This is a genomic window from Marinobacter sediminum, assembly GCF_023657445.1.
Classification (GTDB): Bacteria; Pseudomonadota; Gammaproteobacteria; order Pseudomonadales; family Oleiphilaceae; genus Marinobacter; species Marinobacter sediminum_A.
The window spans coordinates 2,499,349-2,521,452 of sequence record NZ_JAGTWY010000001.1 but is presented as its reverse complement, the minus strand read 5'-3'; the positions used below and the strand labels follow the sequence as shown (position 1 = coordinate 2,521,452).

Genomic DNA, 22,104 nt, shown 5'->3' with positions numbered 1-22,104 from the left:
ATGAAGACCGTTGCCATTATCGACTACGGTATGGGCAACCTGCATTCCGCCCGCAAGGCCGTTGAGCATGTTGCGCCGGATGTCAGGGTGCTGGTTACCGATAACGCCGATCAGATACGCGAGGCGGATCATGTGATCCTGCCCGGCGTCGGTGCCATCCGGGACTGCATGCACGAGATCCATCGCCTCGGGGTAGACTCCCTGGTTCGTGAAGTCTCCCGGGATCGTCCGTTTCTGGGCATTTGCGTGGGGATGCAGGCATTGATGTCCCGCAGCGAGGAAAACGGTGGCGTCGACTGTATCAACCTGTTCCCGTCCCAGGTTCGCTTCTTCGGCGATAGCCTGGTGGAGAACGGTGAGCGCCTTAAAGTGCCGCATATGGGCTGGAACGAGGTGTATCAGACCGTTGATCATCCGATGTGGCACAACATCCCCGATGGCGACCGCTTTTACTTCGTGCACAGCTACTACGCAGAAGCCGAGGGCAATGCGGAGATTGCCGGGCGCAGCCACTATGGCGTAGATCTGGCCGCTGCCGTTGCCCGTGACAACATCTTTGCGGTGCAGTTCCACCCGGAGAAAAGTGCCCGGGCCGGCCTGCAGCTTCTGAAAAACTTTGTTGACTGGTCCGGCAAGTAACGCCGGGGCATCTGAACGAACAACACGGACATTGCTTTATGCTGATTATTCCTGCCATTGATCTTAAAGACGGCAAATGTGTACGTCTGCGCCAGGGCCGGATGGACGACTCCACTGTGTTCGGAGACGATCCCGTCGACATGGCCACCCGCTGGGTTGAAGCCGGTGCCCGCCGGCTTCACCTGGTGGATCTGAACGGTGCCTTTGCCGGTGAGCCGGTCAATGGCGAGATTGTTCAGGCGATTGCCCGCAAGTATCCGGATCTACCGATTCAGATTGGTGGTGGTATTCGTTCGGCTGAAACCATCGAGGCCTATCTGAAGGCAGGGGTCCAGTGGGTCATTATTGGAACCAAGGCCGTTAAAGAGCCCGAATTTGTCACAGACATGTGTAAGCGATTCCCCGGTCACATTATTGTTGGTCTGGACGCAAAAGACGGCCGCGTTGCGACTGACGGCTGGGCGGAAGTCTCCGAAGTCATGGCGACGGATCTGGCCAAGCGGTTCGCCGATGATGGCGTTGACGCGATTGTTTACACCGACATCAGCCGCGACGGCATGATGCAGGGCGTGAACGTTGAAGCGACCGCTGCGCTGGCGCAAGAAGGTGGTATCCCGGTGATCGCCTCTGGCGGTGTCACCAACATGGATGACCTTAAGCGTCTCGCAACCGTGGCGGATAAAGGTATTCTTGGGGCTATTACCGGCCGTGCGATCTACGAAGGCACGCTGGATGTGGCCGAGGCTCAGGCCTTCTGCGACAGCCTGAAGGCGTAAGGGAGCAATCATGGGTCTGGCCAAACGTATCATCCCCTGCCTGGACGTGGACAAAGGCCGCGTGGTGAAAGGGGTTAATTTCGTCGATATCCGCGATGCCGGAGATCCGGTGGAGGTTGCCCGTCGCTATAACGAGCAGGGCGCTGATGAGATCACCTTTCTGGATATCACTGCGAGCCACGAGAGCCGGGATACCACCTATGAAACGGTGGAGCGGATGGCCGCGGAAGTGTTTATCCCGCTCACCGTAGGTGGCGGTGTGCGCACCGTGGATGATATCCGCAAACTTTTGAATGCAGGCGCGGACAAGGTCTCGATCAATACCGCGGCTGTATTCAATCCGGAGTTTGTGCGGGAAGCCGCCGAGCGCTTCGGCAGTCAGTGTATTGTGGTTGCCATTGATGCCAAGCAGGTGAGCTCCCCGGATGATGAGCCTCGCTGGGAAATCTTTACCCATGGTGGTCGCAAACCGACCGGTCTGGATGCCGTCGAGTGGGCCCGCAAGATGGTGGAAATGGGTGCTGGCGAGCTGCTGCTTACCAGTATGGATCGGGATGGCACCAAGGTCGGGTTCGATCTGGGGCTGACCCGGGCCATCAGCGATGCGGTCATCGTGCCGGTGATTGCGTCAGGCGGTGTGGGCGAGCTTCAGCACCTGGCCGATGGTGTTACCGAGGGTGGTGCCGATGCCGTGCTAGCCGCTTCGATCTTTCACTTTGGGCAGCACTCGATTCCGGAAGCCAAGGCTTTCATGAAAGCCCAGGGTATCGAAGTCCGGGATTAAGGTTTCTGTGCAATGGCAGGTCGTATGGCCTGCTTTTCCCCTTCTGCAAACATTTCATGATTGCTGTTACGCATTGCCCATAGCCCGCTGACAGTAGCTATCGCTATACCTTGTTCGTCCAGCAGGGGCAGGTGCTTTTCCAGGTAGTCCACAGTTACCTTGTGCGGATGTCCGATAGCCACAGCACTGCCATTTTCTTTCGCGCGCTGAATCAGTAATTTGAACTGCTTATCGACATACTCTTGGGTCTGTTGGTGGTCCAGGAACACATCGCGGGACAGGTTGGGAATCTGATAGGCGGTAGCAACGTCGCTGGCGATGGAGGAAGCGATAGTCCGGCTGTCCACGAAGTAAACCGGGTAACGGTTAAGCTCCTTCATTACCCAGTCCATTGGCTGGAGCTGCTGGGTCAGCAGGCTGCCCATGTGATTGTTGACCCCCCGCACGTGAGGGATGGCCTGAAGTGCCCGGCGCAGGGTGGTGGCCATGCTCTGTTCATCCATGTCTGGCGTCAGCCCACCCGGACCAAGGCCGAAATTGCGGGTATTCGCCATGGGCGCGTGTAGCATGATTTCCTTGTGCTGGCGCCATGCCAACTGCGCCAGAGGCACGGTGTAGGGGCGGTACGGCAGGAATGCCAGGGTCAGGGGCTGGTCCATGTTGGCCAGCCGCTCGCCTTCTTCGAAATTGTGTCCCATGTCATCAATGATGATGGCAATGGTCGGGGGCAGGGAGGTCTTTTCAGAATCCTGGGCCGGCTCAGCCGCTGCCGAGGCGGCGACAGCTGTCGCCGCCAGGAAAGCCAGGAGTGGAAACAGTCTCACTGTGCGGTTCCCTGTCCCGTGTTACCGGTATCCGCCCGGTCTTTGCCGCTGAGGATATGCAGGCCCTTCAGCAGGTTAAGTGCAGAGCGTAACTGGTAATCACGGCTGGCCAGGGAAGCGGCCTTCGCTTCGCTTTCTACGTCGTCCTGCGCCGGCTTCTTATCTTCATTCTGGCCCTCAAGATGACCACTGAGGTCTGCTTCAGTGAAGAATGGCTGACTATCCAGCTCTGTCAGTTCGGCCGGGCGTACCAGAATGTCCGGTTTGATACCGGTTGCCTGGATGGAGCGCCCGTTTGGCGTGTAGTAGCGAGCAGTCGTCATTTTGATGGCATGGGTCTCATCCAGTGGGATCACTGTCTGAACGCTGCCCTTGCCGAAGGACTGGGTGCCCATAATGACTGCCCGCTCCTGATCCTGAAGCGCGCCCGCGAGGATTTCCGATGCGGAGGCGGAGCCGCCGTTGATCAGCACCACGATAGGTGTTCCTTCCATTACATCACCGGACTTGGCGCTGAAACGCAGTCGTGAACTCTGGATCCGGCCTTCGGTATAAACAATCAGGCCTTCATTCAGCAGCGCATCTGCAGTTGCAACAGCGGCCTGCAGAACGCCGCCCGGGTTGTTTCTCAGGTCAATAATAAGGCCGTCAAGATCGCTGCCACGCTTCTCTTCAAGAGTGTTGAGCGCTTTCAGGAACTGGTCACCGGTGTCGGCCTGAAATTGCGTGATGCGAACATAGCCGTAGCCGTTGTCGATCATCCGTGATTTAACACTGGTGACTTTGATGATGTCCCGCTCGACCTTGATTTCCATAGGGGCGCTTTCCCCTTCTCGCATAATGGTCAGCGTCAGGATGGAGCCTGGTTTGCCACGCATGAGTTTAACGGCTTCCTCAAGGCCCATTCCTTTTACCGGTTTTTCATCGAGCTTGATGATCAGGTCTCCTGCCTGGACTCCGGCCTTCTGGGCCGGGGTGTCATCAATCGGAGCGATGACCTTCACGAAACCGTTTTCCATACCAACCTCGATGCCAAGGCCTCCGAATTCACCGGAGGTGCTCTCCTCCAGCTCCTCGTAATCCTTCGGCGCGAGATAGGTGGAGTGTGGGTCGAGATCAGAGAGCATGCCCTTGATGGCGCTTTCAAGAAGCTCACGGTCGTCTACCTCTTCAACATAGGCATCCTTGATGCGGCTGAAGACTTCAGTGAACTTGCGCAGGTCGTCCAGGGGCAGCTGTTGTTCCGGGTCCGGGAGTTTGATTTCCACCCGTTCACCGTTTTGTATTCCCTCCAGGAGCTGCTGGTCGTCGGGCTCGTTATCCTGGGCAAAGGCGAGTCCGGGGGAAATGGCAAAACAGGTAGCGAGAGCGATGGAGCGCAAAGGAAAGGCCTGGAGTGTACTTCTTACCCGTTTCATTCACATATCCCGTTTTTATTCCGATAGTTGGACTGGGTTCCCTGATCCCAGACAGTATGGCGTTAGCGCGGACGTTTGTCAGCCCTAACGGGGCGTTCAGTTCGCCAGCCAGCGTTTGGGGTTGTCCGGCTTGCCATTGTGGCGCACTTCGAAATACAGCGCGGGCTTGTCCGTGCCGCCGGTCCTGCCGGCCAGGGCAATGGATTCACCTGCAGCGACCCAGTCTCCCGGGCTTGTGAACAGGCTGCTGCTGTGGCCGTAGAGTGTCATGTAGCCATCGCCGTGATCAATAATGGTGATCAGGCCAAAGCCCCTGAGCCAGTTGGCAAACACGACCCGCCCGTAGTGTATTGCCTTGACCTCAGCCTCTTCGTCCGTGCTGATAAGCAGACCATTACGACGTAGCTTGCCGTCCGCATACTGATCACCGAACCCGCTCAGAACCTTGCCGCGCAGGGGCCAGGGGAGTTTGTCCCGAAGTGAGCGGAATGGTTGTGACTCGTTGGGTGATGGAATACGGGCAATGGCCTGTTGGACTTCTTCCAGAAGCTTCTCAAGCCGCTTGCGGTCGGACTCAAGATCCTCCCGTTCGCTGCGCCTGGTACGTATATCGGAGTTCAGGGCCGCGAGGGTCTGTTGGCGTTCCTTTCGGGAGCCCGCTAGCTGTTCTTGTCGTTTGGCAACATCGGCTTCAGTCCGTGCCAGCTCTACTCGCGTCGCCTCGACGTCGGCGCGGGTTTTCTTCAGTTCCTGCAAGCTTTTGCGAAAGGCTTCGAGACGTTCAACAGTGTCCCGGCTGAGGTATTCGTAATAGGTCATGGTCCGGGCGACCTTGTCCGGATCAATCTCGTTCAGCAGGACTTTCACGGCAGGGGCATCACCTTCCATCCAGGCCGCGCGGATCTGCCGTTTCAGGCTCTCTCGTTGACGGTCCAGGGTGCGGGTGAGCTCTTGTGCTTCCTGTTCCAACTGGCCAAGGCGTTGCTGCTGTTCCCTGGCATTCTCACGCAGGGAGCGGCGCTCACGGGTCAATCTCCCGATCTTGCGCTCGGTCGCAGCAAGCTGCCGTTCCAGTGCGGAACGGTCTTCTTCAGCGTCCGCCAGCCACTCGTCGATGTCCTCAATGCGGTCCTTGAGGTCTTCGATCTGGGCCGGGGTTACTTCTTCCTGCGCGACTGCCGGCGTTGCGCCTGCAAACAGCGCGAACGCCAGAGCCGGTAGAAGCTTAAACAATGCTACGGGCCTTGCAGTCAACCGGTTTTGACCAGGCTGTGGCCGGTCATCTCCTGGGGCTGTTCCAGGCCCATCAACGCCAGCAGGGACGGTGCTACATCGCTCAGGCTGCCATCATCCAGAAGGGAGACGTTGCGGTGTCCGGTATAAACCAGAGGGACCGGACCAATGGTATGGGCGGTGTGTACCTGGCCGGAGTCGGGGTCGGTCATCTGCTCGCAGTTGCCGTGATCTGCGGTAATCAAGGCTTCACCACCCACTTCATCCAGTGCCTCCACTACACGCTGAACACAGTGGTCGAGGCATTCGGCGGCCTTGATGGCGGCGTCCAGTTTACCGGTGTGGCCTACCATATCGCCGTTGGCATAGTTGCACACAATCAGGTCGTATTTGCCGCTCTTGATGGCTTCAACCAGCTTGTCGGTGACTTCCGGTGCGCTCATTTCCGGTTGCAGATCGTAGGTGGCCACTTTGGGAGATGGCACCAGGATGCGATCTTCACCTTCGAACGGTGTTTCCAGGCCACCATTGAAGAAGAAAGTGACGTGCGCGTACTTCTCGGTTTCCGATATGCGCAGCTGGGTTTTGCCCTCTTTCGCCATGTATTCACCGAGGCCGTTGCTCAGTTGCTCAGGCGGGTAAGCGCAGGAGGTTTTGATGTCCGCGGCGTACTCCGTCAGCATGACAAAGTCGGCCAGTTTCGGATGCTTGCGGCGATCAAAGCCGTCAAAGTCCTTATCCACAAACGTGCGTGTCATCTCACGGGCACGGTCGGCGCGAAAGTTCATGAACAGCACGGCGTCACCATCGTTAATGGTTCCTGCCGCTTCGCCGGCAGCGTGAATGCGGGTCGGTTTGACGAACTCGTCGTTTTCTCCGCGCTCGTAAGCCTGCTCCAGCCCGTTAACGGGGTCGGCCGCGGTAAGGTCCGCAGTACCCTGGGTCATCAGGTTGTAGGCTGCTTCAACCCGATCCCAGCGATTGTCCCGGTCCATGGCGTAATAACGGCCAACAATGGACGCTACTCGCCCGACACCGAGGCTCTTGAGTTTGGCGGCGGCCTTTTCCAGCGATGGTTTGGCGCTACGCGGTGGCATGTCCCGGCCATCCAGGAAAGCGTGAATGTACACTTCCTTTGCGCCACGGGCCGCGGCCAGTTCAGCAGCCGCCAGAATGTGATCTTCGTGGCTGTGGACGCCGCCCGGAGAGAGCAGGCCCATGAGGTGAACGGCACGGCCGTTGCTCACAGCCTTGTCGATAGCCGAGCAAAGCACTTCGTTTTTCTGGAAGCCGCCGGTTTCAACATCTTTGTCGATGCGGGTCAGGCTCTGATAAACCACCCGGCCAGCGCCCAGATTCATGTGACCGACTTCGGAGTTGCCCATCTGGCCTTGGGGCAGGCCGACAAACATGCCCGAGGTATTGATCAGGGTCTTTGGCTGGTTTTGCCAGAGTTTGTCCCAGAACGGAGTGCTGGCATTGCTGATGGCGTTGTCGTCAGCCGGGTCACGATAGCCCCAGCCGTCTAGGATAATCAGTGCAGTCGGCTTGCGCGTCGCAGTCATCACTTCATCCGGTTTGTTGGAAAAGTTAATAAACGGGAGCGCCGATTCTAACCGTTTTGATTCGCACAAGCCACGTTGGCCGCCTTCTGTGACCGCTCCCGTGTGTGTATAATCCAGCCAAATTATTTTCCAGGGTACTTTCATGGACCGCTTGTTCGAATTTGTTGTTAACCACTACATTCTTGTGTCGCTGTTTGTGGCGTTTTTGCTGGCTATTCTGTTTCTTGAGTCCCGTCGAGGCGGTGCCAAGATTTCGGCCCAGGGTGCAGTCAATCTGATCAACAAGGATGAAGCAGTGGTGGTGGATATCCGGGATCGGAAGGAATTTGGCGAGGGCCGTATCACCGGTTCTGTCAATATTCCCCTGAACAGTCTGAAGAGCCGCGTTTCCGAACTGAACAAGTTCAAGGAAAAGCAGATTATCGTTGCCGACAAAATGGGGCAGCATTCTGCGATGGCGGTGAAGCAGCTCAGTGCCGAAGGGTTCAGTAACGTTGTGCGTCTTAATGGCGGCATCAGCGACTGGAAAGCGAGCAATCTGCCACTGGTCAAAAAGTAGGGCCGGAGTTGGCTCTTGATCTGGAGCGCAATCTGCCGCACTGTTTCACATAAGCTGGCGCTGCCGCGCAGCAGACTGTTCCGGCAGCACACCTGATAACAACGGGCCTGAGCCCACGATCGAGAACGAAAGGACTGAAAATGGCTGAGAATCAGCAAGCCGCAGCAGGCACCGAAAACGAGAACCAACCCCAGTTTGCCCTTCAGCGCATTTACGTGAAGGACCTGTCTTTTGAGTCGCCCAATTCTCCGGCGGTATTTCAGGAGCAGTGGAAGCCGCAGGTTAATATGGACCTGAATACTTCGCACAATAAGGTAAGCGATAATCAATACGAAGTGGTTCTGTCTCTGACGATCACCGCAAAAGTCGGTGAGAAAGTTGCCTACATCGTTGAGATTCAGCAGGCTGGCGTTTTCCTGGTGCAAGGTATCGAAGGTGCACAGCTTGGTCAGATGCTGGGTGCATACTGCCCGACGATCCTCTTCCCTTACGCTCGCGAAGCCATTGACGGCGTCGTCGGTAAGGGCAGCTTCCCCGCGCTCATGCTCGCGCCGGTTAATTTCGATGCCATTTATGCCCAGGCATTGAAGCGCAAGCAGGAAGAAGCGAATGGCGACGCCAAGGAAGAGCAGCAAACCCATTAATCCGGGCTTGCGTCCTGCACAAAAAAACCGGCTTATGCCGGTTTTTTTGTGCAAGTACGAAGGGCTGTTCAGGTAGCGCCGGCGAACTCCAGTTGTCGCCATGCTTCATATACCACCAGCGCAGCGGTGTTGGACAGGTTCAGGCTCCGGCTTTCCGGGCGCATCGGCACCCGCAGGCATCGATCGGGGTGCAGGGATTCCCTGACGGAAACGGGCAGCCCCCGGGTTTCGGGGCCAAACATGAGGTAGTCACCTTCCTGGTAACGCACCTCGTGATAGTGATGGCTACCCTTGGTGGTGAGTCCAAACAGTCGCTGCGGTTGTTCACTCGCCAGGAAAGCCTGGTAGTTCTCGTGGACCCTGATACTGGCGTATTCACTGTAATCGAGTCCTGCGCGCCGCATCTGCTTGTCCTCCAGGGTGAATCCCAGGGGTTTAATCAGATGCAGCAGGCAGCCGGTATTGGCACAGAGCCGGATAATATTACCGGTATTCGGCGGTATCTCCGGCTCATACAGCACCACATTCAGCATGGAGCTTAGCGTTCAACGGCCAGCGCAACACCCATGCCGCCACCAATGCACAGCGTCGCCAGGCCTTTATGGGCATCACGGCGAACCATTTCGTGCAGCAGGGAAACCAGAATTCGGCAGCCGGACGCACCGATGGGATGGCCCAGGGCGATGGCGCCGCCGTTGACATTGACCTTGCTGGTATCCCAGCCAAGGTCGCGGTTTACGGAGATGGCCTGGGCGGCAAAGGCCTCGTTCGCTTCGACCAGGTCCAGATCATCCACGCTCCAGCCCGCCAGTTTGAGGCAGCGCTGACTGGCGGGAATCGGGCCGGTGCCCATGATGGAGGGATCAACGCCGGCATTGGCATGAGCCTTTATGGTGGCGAGCGGAGTCAGGCCAAGTTCTTTGGCTTTCTCAGCACTGCACACCATGACGGCCGCGGCGCCATCATTCAGCGAAGACGCGTTGCCTGCGGTGACCGTTCCATCCTTCTTGAACGCCGGCCGTAACTTGCCAAGGCCTTCGCCGGTCACGCCAGCGCGGGGACCTTCATCCTTATTGACGACGATCGGGTCACCCTTCCGCTGGGGAATGGATACGGGCACGATCTGGCCATCGAAATAACCCGCTTCACTGGCAGCAACCGCTTTTTGCTGGGACGCGGCGGCGAATTCATCCTGCTCTTCCCGGCTGATGCCATATTTCTCGACGATGTTTTCGGCGGTAACGCCCATGTGGTAGTCGTTGAAGGCATCCCACAAACCGTCGGTGATCATGGTGTCGATCATGGTCCAGTTGCCCATTCGCTGACCATTGCGGCTGTTGGGCAGCACGTGAGGCGCCTGGCTCATGCTCTCCTGGCCGCCGGCAATCATAAGTTCTGCGTCGCCGCAGCGGATTGCCTGTGCTGCCATATGAACCGCCTTGAGGCCGGAACCACACACCTTGTTGATGGTCATGGCGGGTACGGAGGCCGGGAGACCGGCATTGATAGCGGATTGGCGGGCGGGGTTCTGGCCAGAGCCGGCCGTCAGAACCTGGCCGAGTACCACTTCGTTGACCTGATCACCGGCAACGCCGGTTTCCTCTAAAATGGCTTTGATAACTGCGGTGCCGAGCTGGTCGGCGCGCAGGCTGGAAAGGCCTCCGCCAAAGGCTCCGATGGCGGTACGCTTGGCAGCAACAATGACGACATCACGCATGGGTTTTCTCCGGTTTGAAAGGGCGGGAATTGTGTCAGGTCCACGCCGGCAGGACGGGAAACTGGTTATATTGTATCCGGAAAGAAAGAGGCCCGGATAGGGTTAAATCTGCCGTGTCCGGAGGGCGGCTACATGTTGAGGCTGCGGCCGCCATCCACGGATAGAATCTGGCCAGTTATGAAGGGCGCATCGCACATGAGAAAGACGATAGTTTTGGCGATGTCATCCGGAGTACCGGTTCGTGCCAGGGGAGTCTTTTCAAGAATTGTCTGCTGGTGGTTCTCATTCATTGTGGCGTCGCCCTCGGGCCAGAGAATGGCGCCCGGGGATACGCCATTAACACGTATGATCGGCGCCAGATCCTTTGCCCATGACCGGGTCAGCGCGGCCAGTCCGGACTTGCTGGCACAGTATAGTGGATGGTCGGCCAGCGGTTTTTCGCTGTAGATGTCGATCAGGTTGACGACACAGCCATTGTTTTTCCGCAGTGTTGGCAGGCATGCCTGAAGCAGGAAAAAAGGTGCTCTTAAATTGGTGTGGAGCACTGAGTCCCAGTCTTCCGGGGTCGCGTCCTGGGTGGGGTTCGGGTAGAAAACGGAGGCATTGTTCACCAGCCCGTCCAGTTTACCCCAATGCCCGACCGCGTCCTCTCCGAGTCTTCGGACATCGTCCATTTGGCTCAGGTCTGCCTGAATGGCCGTTGCCGAATCCGGCCGGGTCGCATTCAGGCTCGCCACCAATGCATCGGCCTGTTGCTTGCGACTACGATAGTGGACGATCACTTTCCAGCCACGGCCATGAAGTGCCTGGGCTGTGTGGGCGCCCAGGCGATGGGCAGAGCCGGTGACAAGAGCAACGGGGGTTGTGTCGGCCATGATCTTTCCTCAGGATGATTGGTGTGACAGTTCCTGCCCGATACGTTCTAAACGTTCCTTGCGGATTGCCTCGCCCAGCGCCTTCCCCTTGAAGCCATCCGCCATCAGAGCCTTCGGCGAAACGCCGGCGGCTGCGTCCGCGGCGCGCTCCAGGAGCATAATGGCATTGCCGGCCGTTGCCGGCAGTGAACATGCCAATACCCTGGTCAGCAGGGAAAACCGCTCGGGACGACGCCAGAGATCTGCTGTGTCGAACAGGGATAGCAGGTTCTCTGCAGTCGGCTGTCTGTTTCCTGGGTCTTTCATTGCCGGGATGAATTTCACTGTCAGGCGAGCCAGATTCTGACAATCGTTGGGTGCCTTGAGCGCCTGCGCCCGTTCGATGCAGGTATCTTCCGGCAGCGGCGACATCAACGCGGCAAAACGTTCCGCTGTCGAGCCTTCCCGATCGTGGCTGCAGCGAAGGGCAGCCAGGGCTGAACTAAACGGGGCGTCCGGGACGAGCTCGGGCGCAAGAACGTTGAGGGCCCTGCAATCCCGGAGCACCTCGAAAAAGGTTCCGGGTTCCTTTTCGTGCAGCGCCCGCTGGATTTCCTGCCAGACCCGCTCGGGGACCAGATGGTCTACTTCTCCATCAGTAACCATGGCCCGCATCAGGGTCATGGTCTCTGCGCTGACCTGAAAGCCCATGGGCTGAAAACGGGCTGCAAACCGGGCGGTTCTGAGGATGCGCAGGGGGTCTTCGGCAAACGCTTCAGAGACGTGGCGCAGTTGGCGCTCTTCAATATCCTGCTGGCCATTAAACGGGTCAATCAGCTCGCCCTGCTCGGACTTGGCCATGGCGTTGATGGTCAGGTCCCGGCGTTTCAGGTCCTCTTCCAGGGTCACGTCGGGAGCACTGTAAACGCTGAAACCGTGGTAGCCGTGGCCCTGCTTGCGCTCGGTGCGTGCCAGAGCGTATTCCTCCCGGGTTTTTGGGTGAAGGAATACCGGGAAGTCCGCACCTACCTGTTTGAAACCCTGTCTCAGCATGTCGTCGGGGGTTGCGCCCACCACGACCCAGTCCCGGTCCTTCACATTCAGACCGAGCAATTCATCGCGTACGGCGCCACCGACCAGATAGGTTTGCATGAAGTTGCTGATTCCTCTCGACTGTCGTTTTCGGGAATTATCCGGTTACCGGTACGCCGAGGCAAACCAGAGCACCTCTGAATCGAAAAAGGCCCGGCCGGGAATCACCGGGCGGGCCTGTCAGACGGTGATCCACGGATCAGAAGGCGGTGCCGAACTCCAGGGCTGCACCTACGTCGGCATCACTGTAGAGGGCGCCCAGATCCATGCGCACGCCCAGCAGGTTCAGGCCGAGACCCGCCGTGAACTGGGTTTCCTCTTCAATGCCGCTGTTGTTCTCGTTGCTGGCGAGGTTGTGCCGCACACCAACCCGCAGCTGGGCATAATGCCATGCGTCGAATTCAGCGCCCAGGGCCGCCCACTGCGTGTCGTCCTCGTAACCAAAGGCTTCCTTCCTGGTGAGGTCAATCTCAGCGGTGATAACCTGGTACTGGCTCTTGTGGGCAATGCCTGCGGTGACCATGGGGTCGAGTTCCAGTGTGCGCAACTCTTCCTGTTTGAGCGGGTCGGGGCTAACCCTGGAATCCAGTTCCATGGGAATCAGGTTCTTTACCGCAAGACCGACATTCCATTGATTCTCTTCGCCGAACGAATAGCCCGCACCAAGGTCCAGGTTGAAGCCGCTCTTGTCCGTCTGGTACTGGTCTCCGTCGAAGTTGTTGTCGTCGAAACCCGATACCGATTCGGTGTACTGAAAGGTTCGAAGTTCAACGTATTTGGGAGACAGGCCAAGCTGGAAACTGTTGCCGTTGGCCAGTTCGAAGGCGCGAGCGAAACTGATGCCGACTTCCCCGACCGAAGAAGCCAGAACCCGGCCTCTGGAATCGAACTGAATATTGCCATCCTGATCAACCGGTGCGTTATCGATGACTGTTTCAACGTCACTTACTGTGCCGGTATTGGCAGCACTGACAATGTCGTCTAGCAGGGTGCGGTCATTATTAGAAAGTTCGCCACGCACCGTCGCCGTCATGTTTCCGTTGGCAAACACACCCACAGAGATCGCATTGCCGGGAAACACCATTGCCAGGCCCAGCCCCACGTTAGCGCGTACGGTGTCCTGGTCAAAATTCACCAGCCGGTCACGAAAGTCGGCGGCTGATGTTGCGAGTGCGTCAGCGCCCGGTTGTGACGGTGCATTCTGCAGGTCGGTGACAAGCTGGTTGAACTCACTGATGACATCCTGAATACCGTCAATCTGGTCCACGGTCTCTTGTTCATCCGCTGCCCGCACGTTGAAAGAAGGCAGCATCAGGCCGAAATCGTCAGACCAGTCGTGGTGGTCGCCCGCCATCAGAGCGGGGTTGGTAGCAGCGGCATCGGCCGGTTGACCGGTGGCAACGCCGGTGCCACCCATGGCAAACGAACGTGAGGACATAAACTGCTCGGGACTTGCCAGTGCGGAAGCAGACGCAACTGACAGGCCTATGGCCAGAGACAGTCTGGTCAGGCGGTTACCATTCATGAAGAATCCTGTTTCTTGACGAGTAAAGGTGTAAATAGACGATTCCGAAGTGACGAGCTTAGAGTAGAGCGGGCCCGTGCTCATGACGTAAGCGGTAACGGTTTGTTTTTGATGTGTAAACCGAGGCAGATTTTTGCCGCTCGGGGATGCGGATAGCCCGCTTTTTGGAGGGCTCTATTTAGATATCAGAGGGTTATAATAATTGGCGTGAATTTTTCATGGTAATTGCCAAATGACGTTTTCGGAGATAAAAAAATGACCCTTCGCTGGATACTTGTCCCCTTTCTGGCCCTGATGGTGTCTGCGTGCGCGCCAGTCGGCAGCTACCGGGACAGCGATACGAAAGAGGATCAGCGCCAAACCGGGATGGAACCGATCACCGTTCGTGTCAGTGGATTTGGCACCTATGAGGATGCGTCAAAGGATCGGCTCAACACGCGTAAACGGCTCCTGGCGAGGCGGGCATCCCAGCTGGACGCATACCGTAATCTTGCAGAGCGTGTCTACGGTACCGTGATTTACGGGAGCTCTACGGTTAATGACTTTGTCTTGCGTAACGATACGTTCCGAACCTACGTCGACAGCTACATTCGAGGTGCCAAGATGGTGGCTGTTAACGAGCACAGCGATGGTGTGGTCGAGACCGTCATGGAACTGAAGCTTGAGCCCCGGTTCCGTGCTTGTGTCTCAAAGGTTGCCGATGACCAGGTTCAGGACCTCTGTCCGATTCCGATGCCCCGCGATAATGACAGTATTGGTGATGTCCAGAGCAGGGGCGTGGATTCACTGTATTATCTGGACTGATTGAGTAACGGGAAAAATGAATGATCAGGATAAGGTTCCAATGAGGTTTTTCTCCGTGGGGTTACTGGGTTCCATTCTGGCCGTTTTCCTGCTGGCTAGCAGCAGTGTTCAGGCCATCGTTCTGGAAGGTGTGGGGCACGCGAACATTCATAATGGTGACCTGGACGCGGCTCGGGCGGAAGCGCGCAAAGCGGCGTTCCGCGATCTTGCGCTGCAGTATGAGGCGCAGGTCAGCACCCGGGATACCATGGAAAATGGTGTGCTTACGGAATCGCGGATGCAGGTCGCGTCCAGTGCACAGGCAAAGAATGCCCGCATCGTCGATGAGTACCGGAGTGGCAACCTGTTGAGAGTCATCGTCCGGGCCGAGATGTCCGAAGGGCAGGGCAGTTGCAGTGCGGGCGACGCAGCCAGACTGAAGAAACGTGTGGCGATTACGGGTTTTCCCGTGCTTTATCCCGATCAGGCCCGAGTCGGGCGCATTGATGATGCCGGCGAAATCTTGCCGCAGCAGTTGCAGGCGCAATTGCGTCGCGCAGGCCTGCTTCAGGTATTCGGCGCGACCACGTCGCGGATGTTTGATGATCTGCTGAATGCCCCGACAGTACAGAAGGGCGACAACCGTCTGACCAATGTGCTGCAACTGGCCCGGGAAATGGGGGTGCAGTTTGTTGTGACGGGGGTGATCCGTGACCTTGGCGTTGCTGACCCTTCAGCCTGGGGTTCGTCGGTTCTGGACAAGTTTCAGCGTAGCATCGGTGCCGTGGATCAGGGTCGTCGCTTTGCTGTGGATCTCATGATTTTCGATGGGTTCAGTGGTTCACCGGTGTATCAGCAGCGGTTTGTGGCCTCGGCCGAGTGGGATGCAGGGCCCGGTGCCTCGACCGGATTCGGCTCAGCCGGCTTTCAGAAAACCGCATACGGACAAGCGGTGGGGGAGGTTATCGGAAATATGGCCCGGTCGGTGACTGACGCACTGGCCTGCCAGCCTTTCATGACCCGGATAGCGAGAGTCGATGGTCATGACGTCACCCTTGAGTCCGGGGCAACGGCCGGTCTTCGTCCCGGCGACGAGCTGCACCTCTATCGAAGCGCGCGGTATCTCGATTCCCCGGGCAATACACCGGAGCTCAATAACGCCCGTTTAACGGTCACCCTCAACAATGTTCATCCGGATTTCAGCAATGGGCGCATGCCGCAGATTGGTGGGCAGGTGAATATTCAGCGGGACGACATTGCCATCATCTGGTAATGCTCATCCCGCTTGATCTGAGGGGCTGGCGGGTCAGGCCGCTTCGGCGGCCGCGATATCCCGAATCTTGCCAACCATAGCCCGCAGACCGTTACCGCGGGTAGGGGAGATGTGGCGGAACAGGTCGAGGCTCTCAAAAAGCTCATCAATATCGGTTGTCAGCAGCTCTCTGGGGGTCTTTCCGTTCAGTGCCACGAGGATGATGGCGGCCAGGCCGCGAACGATCATGGCATCCGAGTCGATCAGCAGGTAGAGCTTGCCACTGGCTTCATCGTAATGATGGATCAGCCAGACCTGGCTCTGGCAGCCGTGGACATAGTTCTCTTCCACCCGAGCCTCTTCCGGAAACGCCGGTAGTTGCTTGCCGAGATCAATGATGTAGGCATAACGCTCTTCCCAGTCATCCAGGAATTCGAACGCGTCTGTAACGTCATCAAGGGTGGTTTCAGTGCCCAGAGGGTTGTTCAGAAAATCCTGTTCACTTGCAGTCATTACAGCATTCCCAGTTCTAGCTTGGCTTCGTCCGTCAGCATGTCATTGCTCCACGGAGGATCAAAGGTAAGGTCTACGGTCACCTTATCGACATTGGGAACATGTTCAACCTTGTGCTGGACATCCTCACAGATCACCGGCCCCATGCCGCAGCCAGCGGCGGTAAGCGTCATCTTGATGTAAACGTGGTTACCCTGTTCGGAACCGTTTTCGATCTTGCACTCGTAAATGAGTCCAAGATCCACCACGTTAACCGGAATCTCAGGGTCGTAGCAGTTGCGGAGCGCTTCCCAGACCTGGTTTTCGTTAACGGTGCCGTCTTCCGGCGTCTCGAAACTGCTCTCCAGCGGTTGCTTTCCGAGGGCATCGGCGTCATGGCCTTCAATGCGGGCAAGATTGCCGTTGACCGCCACGGTAAAGGTGCCGCCGAGTGATTGCGTAATGGTCACAAAGGTATCCGACGGAATCATGATTTCGGTTCCGGCGGGAACAAGGCGGGCTTCCACCTCGCGTTTGGTCAGGACCACTTCCCGTTCTTGCATGCCCAAACTGGCCTCGCTGTTATCTGTTGTCTGCCTGAAATCCGCGACTCAGCGTGGCTCAGGCAACGGTGAAACTTTCTCCGCAGCCGCACTCGGCGGTGGCATTCGGGTTGCGGAACTGAAACATGGAGTTCACCCCTTCGGTCACGAAATCGATCTCGATCCCGTTTACCAGCGGCAGGTGCTCCTCTCTCACAAACACATCGACACCATCAATGTTGAAAACCTTGTCGTCTGCCGCGACTTCGTTGACCCACTGGGTTTCATACTTGAAGCCGGAGCAGCCACTTTTCTTGATGGCCAGCCGGATGCCTTTGGCCTCCGGCTTTTTCTCCAGTTGTTTGCGCACGTGCTTGACCGCGCTCGGCGTCATGGTGACGGCAACGGTCGGGGTGAAGATTTCGGCTGTCATGATTCCACCTCCATCAGGCAAACAGACGCTGGACTTTCTGCAGGGCGGTAAAAAGTTTTTCCACCTCGTCCAGTGTATTGTAGAACGCGAATGAGGCCCGGGCAGTACCGGGAACTCCGTAGAAGTCCATCAGCGGCATGGCGCAATGGTGGCCGGTGCGGATAGCGATACCCTGCTGATCCAGCAGCGTGCCTATATCACTGGGGTGCAGCCCGGCGATTTTAAAGGACAATACCGGTACTTTCTGTTTGGCAGTGCCAATGACTTCCATGCCCGGCACGGTTTCCACCAGCTGGTTCGCGCGCTCAAGCAAGGATTTTTCCGCAGCCTCCATTGCGCGCCGGTCCAGGCTGTTCAGATAATCAATGGCGGCGCCAAGGCCGACTGCTTCCGCAATGGCCGGCGTACCCGCCTCAAACTTGTAGGGGAGCGTATTCCAGGTGGTCCGCTCAAAGGACACCCGCTCGATCATCTCTCCGCCACCCTGGTACGGAGGCATTTCCTCCAGCAACCGGGCCTTACCGTAGAGTACGCCAATGCCGGTAGGTCCGAACAGTTTGTGGGAAGAGAACACATAAAAGTCACAGCCCAGCGCCTGCACGTCCGGCTGATAGTGGGGCACGGCCTGGGCACCATCGACCAGGGTGAGAATGCCGCGGGCCCTGGCCTGCTCAATCAATTCTTTAACCGGGTTAACCGTACCGAGAACGTTGGATACGTGGGTGATGGCGAAAATCCGGGTGCGATCGTTAAGCAGGCTGTTGAAAGATTCCAGGTCCAGCTCACCCTCGGGGGTTACCTGAACAGGGACGACCTTTGCCCCGGTGCGCTCGGCAACCATCTGCCAGGGCACGATGTTGGCGTGGTGCTCCATGTGGCTGACCAGGATCTCATCACCCGGTTCCAGGCGAGGCGCCAGGCCATTGGCTACCACGTTGATGGCTTCGGTGGTGCCTCGGGTCCAGATGATCTCCCGGGTGCTCTCAGCGTTCAGGAAATTACGGACGGTCTCGCGGGCACCTTCGAATGCGGCGGTGGCGCGGTCCCCGAGCGTGTGGGCCCCCCGGTGCACGTTGGAGTGCATTTCCCGGTAATAACGGTCCATGGCGTCCAGCACGGCGACCGGCTTCTGGGCCGAAGCGCCATTATCCAGGTACACCAGCGGCTTTCCGTTCACCTGCTGCGACAGGATGGGAAAGTCACGGCGGATGGCGTCTACGTCAAACGCCTGTTTATGGGCTGTATTTGCCACAGACAAGTCCGTCATAACGGGTTACGCCTCCTCGAACGTCTGGTCGAAGAACTGGTTCAACCGGGTTTGAGCGGTCTCACGAACCGCTGCCACCGGGATCTGCTCTACCAGCTCATTGATAAACGCCATGGTTAGCAAAACGTTGGCCTGGCGCCGACCGATACCTCGGGATACCAGGTAGAACAGGGAGGCCTCGTCCAGCTGGCCGATGGTGGCACCATGGGCACACTTTACATCGTCCGCGTAGATTTCCAGCTCCGGCTTGGTATCGATTTCCGCACCGTTGGACAGTAGCAGGTTCTTGTTATTCATAGCCGCGTTGGACTTCTGGGCGTCCTGGTGGATATGAATGCGACCGTTAAAGACCGCGTGAGACTGATCTGCCGCGATGTTGCGGTAGTTTTCTTCACTGTTGCAGTGGGCCGCTACATGCTCAATATTGGTGTGGTTGTCATAGTGCTGCTTGTCCTGGGTGACAACGACACCATTGAGCTTGCATTCAGCCCCTTCACCTTCCAGGCGAACCTGCAAATCGTGGCGGCGCAGTGGTCCGCCAAAGCCGACGCAATGGCTCTCAAATCGGGAGCTGCGTTGCTGGCGGACACCGGTGGCACCAATGTGCTGAACATTTTCGCCTTCCATGTTCAGGCGAATGCTGGTGATGTTGGCGCCCTCGGCAAGATTGAACTCTGTGACGGTATTGACCATTACCGCTTCTGAGCCGCTGGAAATGTACTCCTCCGCCATGGTGAGCTGGCTGTTACGGCCGGCATCCACGAAAATTCGCGGGAAGGCAGAACCACTGGCGTCTGCGGTCACTTCGTGCACGATAAAGAGCGGCTGGTCGAGAACGGCATCCGGCTTCAGTCGAATCAGCAGGCCATCCTCGAAACGCGCTGAATTCAGGCGAGCCATCTGTACGCCTTTGTTGTCCAGGGTGTTGTCCAGACGATCTGCCAGTTCGGCGGCCTCGCTATCGCTGAGATCGCCAAAACTCTGAATGGTGATGCCGTCCATATCCGGATACTCACTGGCTTCCGGCATCATCACGCCGTTCATGAAAACCACTTTGTAACCGGGCACTGCCAGACTGCTACCAGCCTTGCCTTCCGCCGGCAGTGAGATGGCCATGTCATCTGTCAGTTTCAGGTACTTGCTGGAGTACTTCCAGTTTTCCGTTTTCCGCGTTGGTAGCGGCATGTCTACCAGTGCAGTGCCACGTTGCTTGCGCAAGGCCAGCAGTGGCTCCGGCAGGGACTGTCCGGCCGGGTGCAGGAACGCGGTAGAAAGAGTGGGTGCTGGTTTCATTCCGCAAGCTCCTTAGTTGACTGAACTATCGGCAGTGTCTTCTTCCTTGATGCCCAGCCAGCCGTAGCCGCGTTCTTCCAGTTCCAGGGCGAGCTCACGGCCGCCGGACTTGATGATCCTGCCACCTGCCAGTACGTGAACGTAATCCGGCACGATGTGGTTGAGCAGACGCTGGTAGTGAGTAACCATCAGAATGGCGCGGTCTTCGGAACGCAGGGCATTAACACCGTCGGAAACGACCTTGAGCGCATCGATATCCAGACCGGAGTCGGTCTCATCCAGAATCGCCAGCTTCGGCTGCAGCAGCAACGCCTGCATGATTTCGTTACGCTTTTTTTCACCGCCGGAGAAACCTTCGTTCACACCGCGCTTGAGGAAGGCCGGATCCAGGTCCACCTGTTTGGACACTTCCTTTGCCAGCTTCATAAATTCGGCGGCGTTCATTTCCGGCTCGCCTCTATGCGTTCGCATGGCATTTACCGCGGTGCGCAGGAATTGCAGGTTGCTGACACCCGGAATCTCCACCGGATACTGAAAGGCCAGGAAGATACCCTCACGGGCACGTTCTTCAGTTTCCTTTTCAAGCAGGTTGTCACCGTTGAGCGTGACTTCACCCTCGGTGACTTCAAATGCTTCATTGCCTGCCAGCACCTGAGACAGGGTACTCTTGCCCGAGCCGTTCGGCCCCATAATGGCGTGGACTTCCCCGGCCTTGATTTCCAGGTTAATGCCCTTGAGGATTTCCTTGCCTTCAACGGATGCGTGCAGATTCTTGATGCTCAGCATTTGTCGCGTTCTCTCTTCGTTAATCTCTATGAATTCGTTTGTTGGCCAGTGAGCGTGGGCGGCTATTAACCGACGGAGCCTTCCAGGCTCACCTCAAGCAGCTTGCCGGCTTCCACTGCGAACTCCATCGGGAGTTCCTTGAACACCTCTTTACAGAAGCCATTCACGATCATGGAAACAGCCTGCTCCGGTTCGATGCCACGCTGGCGGCAGAGGAACATCTGTTCATCGCTGACCTTGGATGTCGTGGCCTCGTGCTCGACGATGGCGGACTTGTTCTTGCTTTCGATGTACGGGAAGGTGTGAGCGCCACAGCGATCGCCGATCAACAGCGAGTCACACTGGGTAAAGTTACGCGCACCTTCCGCCCCGGGACCAAACTTGACCAGGCCGCGATAGGCATTCGAGCTTTTGCCGGCAGAGATGCCCTTGGAGATGATGGTGCTGGACGTGTTCTTGCCCAGATGAATCATCTTGGTGCCGGTGTCGGCCTGCTGGTAGTTATTGGTCAGCGCCACGGAGTAGAATTCGCCGACGCTGTTCTCGCCACGCAGCACACAGCTCGGGTATTTCCAGGTCACCGCAGAGCCGGTCTCGACCTGGGTCCAGGAGATCTTGGAGTTCTTGCCGATGCAGGCGCCTCGTTTGGTAACGAAGTTGAAGATGCCGCCTTTGCCTTCTTCGTCACCCGGGTACCAGTTCTGAACCGTAGAGTATTTGATCTGGGCATCGTCCAGTGCCACCAGCTCAACCACGGCCGCGTGGAGCTGGTTCTCGTCCCGCATGGGTGCGGTGCAGCCTTCAAGGTAACTGACGTAGCTGCTGTCCTCGGCAATGATCAGGGTGCGCTCAAACTGGCCTGTATTGGCCGCGTTGATGCGGAAATAGGTGGATAGCTCCATCGGGCAGCGCACGCCTTTTGGCACGTAAACGAAGGTGCCGTCGGAGAAGACTGCCGAGTTCAGACCGGCAAAGAAGTTGTCACCAGCCGGGACCACGGAGCCCAGGTATTTTTTCACGAGTTCCGGGTAGTCCTGAATCGCTTCGGAGATGGAACAGAAGATCACGCCAGCTTTGGCCAGCGGCTCTTTGAACGTGGTCGCAACCGAAACGGAATCGAATACCGCGTCGACGGCAACTCCCGCAAGCTTCTCGCGTTCGTGCAGGGGAATGCCCAGCTTTTCGTAGGTCTTCAGCAGCTCAGGATCGACTTCATCCAGGCTCTGGGGCATGTCTTCGGGGCGCTTGGGCGCGGAATAATACGAAATCGAGTTGTAATCAATTTTCGGGTAGCCCACATGGGCCCAGTCCGGCTCATCCATCTCGAGCCAGCGACGGTAGGCTTTCAGACGCCATTCCAGCATCCACTCCGGCTCCTTTTTGAGGCCGGATAGGCGGGCGATAACGTCTTCATTAAGGCCGGGTTCGAACGTATCGGATTCAATGTCTGTTACAAATCCGTACTCGTATTCCCGTTTGATCAGCTCGTTCACCTCGGTGTCGGTGGTCGCCATGATCGTCGCTCCGTATTCTCTCATCGCGGGCTTTCGCCCTTGGTGTCGCCGGCAGCCTTATAGGCGGGCTGTCGATCGGATGTCATCAGTTTTGGTGTTGCAGTGGTCGCTC

23 protein-coding genes are annotated in these 22,104 nt (G+C 57.5%); 7 read left to right on the top strand and 16 right to left on the bottom strand.

Annotation, left to right across the window (positions count from 1 at the left end):
- The 3 genes from hisH to hisF are packed head-to-tail and all read left to right on the top strand — an operon-like array spanning position 1 to position 2,199.
- Positions 1 to 639 (top strand): imidazole glycerol phosphate synthase subunit HisH, encoded by a 639-nt coding sequence (gene hisH / locus KFJ24_RS12005; protein ID WP_250831331.1) that lies wholly within the window; start codon positions 1 to 3, stop codon positions 637 to 639.
- Positions 640 to 677: 38 nt separating this feature from the next.
- Positions 678 to 1,415 (top strand): 1-(5-phosphoribosyl)-5-[(5-phosphoribosylamino)methylideneamino]imidazole-4-carboxamide isomerase, encoded by a 738-nt coding sequence (hisA, locus tag KFJ24_RS12000; protein ID WP_250831329.1) that lies wholly within the window; start codon positions 678 to 680, stop codon positions 1,413 to 1,415.
- A 10-nt stretch (positions 1,416 to 1,425) separates the two neighbouring features.
- Positions 1,426 to 2,199, top strand: coding sequence for an imidazole glycerol phosphate synthase subunit HisF (gene hisF / locus KFJ24_RS11995; RefSeq protein WP_250831328.1), 774 nt, complete (start codon positions 1,426 to 1,428; stop codon positions 2,197 to 2,199).
- Here the strand turns inward: hisF and KFJ24_RS11990 are convergent.
- The 4 genes from KFJ24_RS11990 to gpmM all read right to left on the bottom strand — a co-directional run bounded on the left by KFJ24_RS11990 (position 2,196) and on the right by gpmM (position 7,239).
- Positions 2,196 to 3,023, bottom strand: a complete 828-nt coding sequence (locus KFJ24_RS11990) for a divergent polysaccharide deacetylase family protein (protein ID WP_250831327.1) — start codon at positions 3,021 to 3,023, stop codon at positions 2,196 to 2,198. The genes hisF and KFJ24_RS11990 overlap by 4 nt on opposite strands.
- Positions 3,020 to 4,441: a S41 family peptidase gene (locus KFJ24_RS11985; protein WP_250831326.1), complete on the bottom strand. Its 1,422-nt coding sequence runs from the start codon at positions 4,439 to 4,441 to the stop codon at positions 3,020 to 3,022. Before KFJ24_RS11985 ends, KFJ24_RS11990 begins: the two co-directional genes overlap by 4 nt.
- Before the next feature lie 96 nt (positions 4,442 to 4,537).
- Positions 4,538 to 5,674 carry a murein hydrolase activator EnvC family protein gene (locus KFJ24_RS11980; RefSeq protein WP_250831325.1) on the bottom strand — a complete coding sequence of 379 codons (1,137 nt, stop codon included), beginning with the start codon at positions 5,672 to 5,674 and terminating at the stop codon, positions 4,538 to 4,540.
- Positions 5,675 to 5,691: 17 nt separating this feature from the next.
- The gene (gene gpmM / locus KFJ24_RS11975) at positions 5,692 to 7,239 is read right to left on the bottom strand and encodes a 2,3-bisphosphoglycerate-independent phosphoglycerate mutase (RefSeq protein ID WP_250831324.1); all 1,548 of its coding nucleotides are present in this window, start codon (positions 7,237 to 7,239) and stop codon (positions 5,692 to 5,694) included.
- 142 nt (positions 7,240 to 7,381) lie between these two features.
- On the opposite strand from gpmM, the gene KFJ24_RS11970 reads away from it, so the two are divergent.
- On the top strand, positions 7,382 to 7,798 hold the full coding sequence (locus KFJ24_RS11970; RefSeq protein WP_250831323.1) for a rhodanese-like domain-containing protein: 417 nt from the start codon (positions 7,382 to 7,384) through the stop codon (positions 7,796 to 7,798).
- A 140-nt stretch (positions 7,799 to 7,938) separates the two neighbouring features.
- Positions 7,939 to 8,442, top strand: a complete 504-nt coding sequence (gene secB, locus KFJ24_RS11965; protein ID WP_250831322.1) for a protein-export chaperone SecB — start codon at positions 7,939 to 7,941, stop codon at positions 8,440 to 8,442.
- Positions 8,443 to 8,510: 68 nt separating this feature from the next.
- On the opposite strand, the gene trmL is transcribed toward secB, so the two are convergent.
- The 5 genes from trmL to traF form a co-directional block, all read right to left on the bottom strand.
- Positions 8,511 to 8,975: a tRNA (uridine(34)/cytosine(34)/5-carboxymethylaminomethyluridine(34)-2'-O)-methyltransferase TrmL gene (trmL, locus tag KFJ24_RS11960; RefSeq protein WP_250831321.1), complete on the bottom strand. Its 465-nt coding sequence runs from the start codon at positions 8,973 to 8,975 to the stop codon at positions 8,511 to 8,513.
- A 5-nt stretch (positions 8,976 to 8,980) separates the two neighbouring features.
- The gene (locus KFJ24_RS11955; RefSeq protein WP_250831320.1) at positions 8,981 to 10,159 is read right to left on the bottom strand and encodes an acetyl-CoA C-acetyltransferase; all 1,179 of its coding nucleotides are present in this window, start codon (positions 10,157 to 10,159) and stop codon (positions 8,981 to 8,983) included.
- 128 nt (positions 10,160 to 10,287) lie between these two features.
- A complete protein-coding gene (locus KFJ24_RS11950) occupies positions 10,288 to 11,034 on the bottom strand; it encodes a pteridine reductase (protein ID WP_250831319.1) in 747 nt (248 codons plus the stop codon).
- A 9-nt stretch (positions 11,035 to 11,043) separates the two neighbouring features.
- Positions 11,044 to 12,165 carry a multifunctional CCA tRNA nucleotidyl transferase/2'3'-cyclic phosphodiesterase/2'nucleotidase/phosphatase gene (locus KFJ24_RS11945; protein ID WP_250831318.1) on the bottom strand — a complete coding sequence of 374 codons (1,122 nt, stop codon included), beginning with the start codon at positions 12,163 to 12,165 and terminating at the stop codon, positions 11,044 to 11,046.
- A gap of 139 nt (positions 12,166 to 12,304) precedes the next feature.
- The gene (gene traF, locus KFJ24_RS11940) at positions 12,305 to 13,630 is read right to left on the bottom strand and encodes a conjugal transfer protein TraF (RefSeq protein ID WP_250831317.1); all 1,326 of its coding nucleotides are present in this window, start codon (positions 13,628 to 13,630) and stop codon (positions 12,305 to 12,307) included.
- A gap of 255 nt (positions 13,631 to 13,885) precedes the next feature.
- Here traF and KFJ24_RS11935 point away from each other — a divergent pair, with 255 nt between their 5' ends.
- Both KFJ24_RS11935 and KFJ24_RS11930 read left to right on the top strand, forming a co-directional pair.
- Positions 13,886 to 14,434, top strand: coding sequence for an LPP20 family lipoprotein (locus tag KFJ24_RS11935; protein ID WP_250831316.1), 549 nt, complete (start codon positions 13,886 to 13,888; stop codon positions 14,432 to 14,434).
- A gap of 40 nt (positions 14,435 to 14,474) precedes the next feature.
- Positions 14,475 to 15,686 (top strand): flagellar assembly protein T N-terminal domain-containing protein, encoded by a 1,212-nt coding sequence (locus KFJ24_RS11930; RefSeq protein WP_250831314.1) that lies wholly within the window; start codon positions 14,475 to 14,477, stop codon positions 15,684 to 15,686.
- A gap of 33 nt (positions 15,687 to 15,719) precedes the next feature.
- Here KFJ24_RS11930 and KFJ24_RS11925 read toward each other — a convergent pair whose 3' ends face one another.
- From KFJ24_RS11925 to sufB, 7 genes are all read right to left on the bottom strand, one after another.
- Positions 15,720 to 16,178, bottom strand: a complete 459-nt coding sequence (locus KFJ24_RS11925; RefSeq protein WP_250831313.1) for a SufE family protein — start codon at positions 16,176 to 16,178, stop codon at positions 15,720 to 15,722.
- Complete coding sequence (gene sufT / locus KFJ24_RS11920; protein WP_250831312.1) at positions 16,178 to 16,720, bottom strand: putative Fe-S cluster assembly protein SufT; 543 nt, start codon at positions 16,718 to 16,720, stop codon at positions 16,178 to 16,180. Before sufT ends, KFJ24_RS11925 begins: the two co-directional genes overlap by 1 nt.
- A 58-nt stretch (positions 16,721 to 16,778) precedes the next feature.
- Positions 16,779 to 17,132, bottom strand: a complete 354-nt coding sequence (locus KFJ24_RS11915) for a HesB/IscA family protein (RefSeq protein ID WP_250831311.1) — start codon at positions 17,130 to 17,132, stop codon at positions 16,779 to 16,781.
- A 13-nt stretch (positions 17,133 to 17,145) separates the two neighbouring features.
- The gene (locus KFJ24_RS11910) at positions 17,146 to 18,399 is read right to left on the bottom strand and encodes an aminotransferase class V-fold PLP-dependent enzyme (protein ID WP_250831310.1); all 1,254 of its coding nucleotides are present in this window, start codon (positions 18,397 to 18,399) and stop codon (positions 17,146 to 17,148) included.
- 6 nt (positions 18,400 to 18,405) lie between these two features.
- Complete coding sequence (gene sufD / locus KFJ24_RS11905; RefSeq protein ID WP_250831309.1) at positions 18,406 to 19,692, bottom strand: Fe-S cluster assembly protein SufD; 1,287 nt, start codon at positions 19,690 to 19,692, stop codon at positions 18,406 to 18,408.
- 12 nt (positions 19,693 to 19,704) lie between these two features.
- On the bottom strand, positions 19,705 to 20,478 hold the full coding sequence (gene sufC, locus KFJ24_RS11900; RefSeq protein WP_250831308.1) for a Fe-S cluster assembly ATPase SufC: 774 nt from the start codon (positions 20,476 to 20,478) through the stop codon (positions 19,705 to 19,707).
- A gap of 65 nt (positions 20,479 to 20,543) precedes the next feature.
- Positions 20,544 to 21,992, bottom strand: coding sequence for a Fe-S cluster assembly protein SufB (sufB, locus tag KFJ24_RS11895; RefSeq protein WP_250831307.1), 1,449 nt, complete (start codon positions 21,990 to 21,992; stop codon positions 20,544 to 20,546).
- Positions 21,993 to 22,104 lie beyond the last annotated feature (112 nt).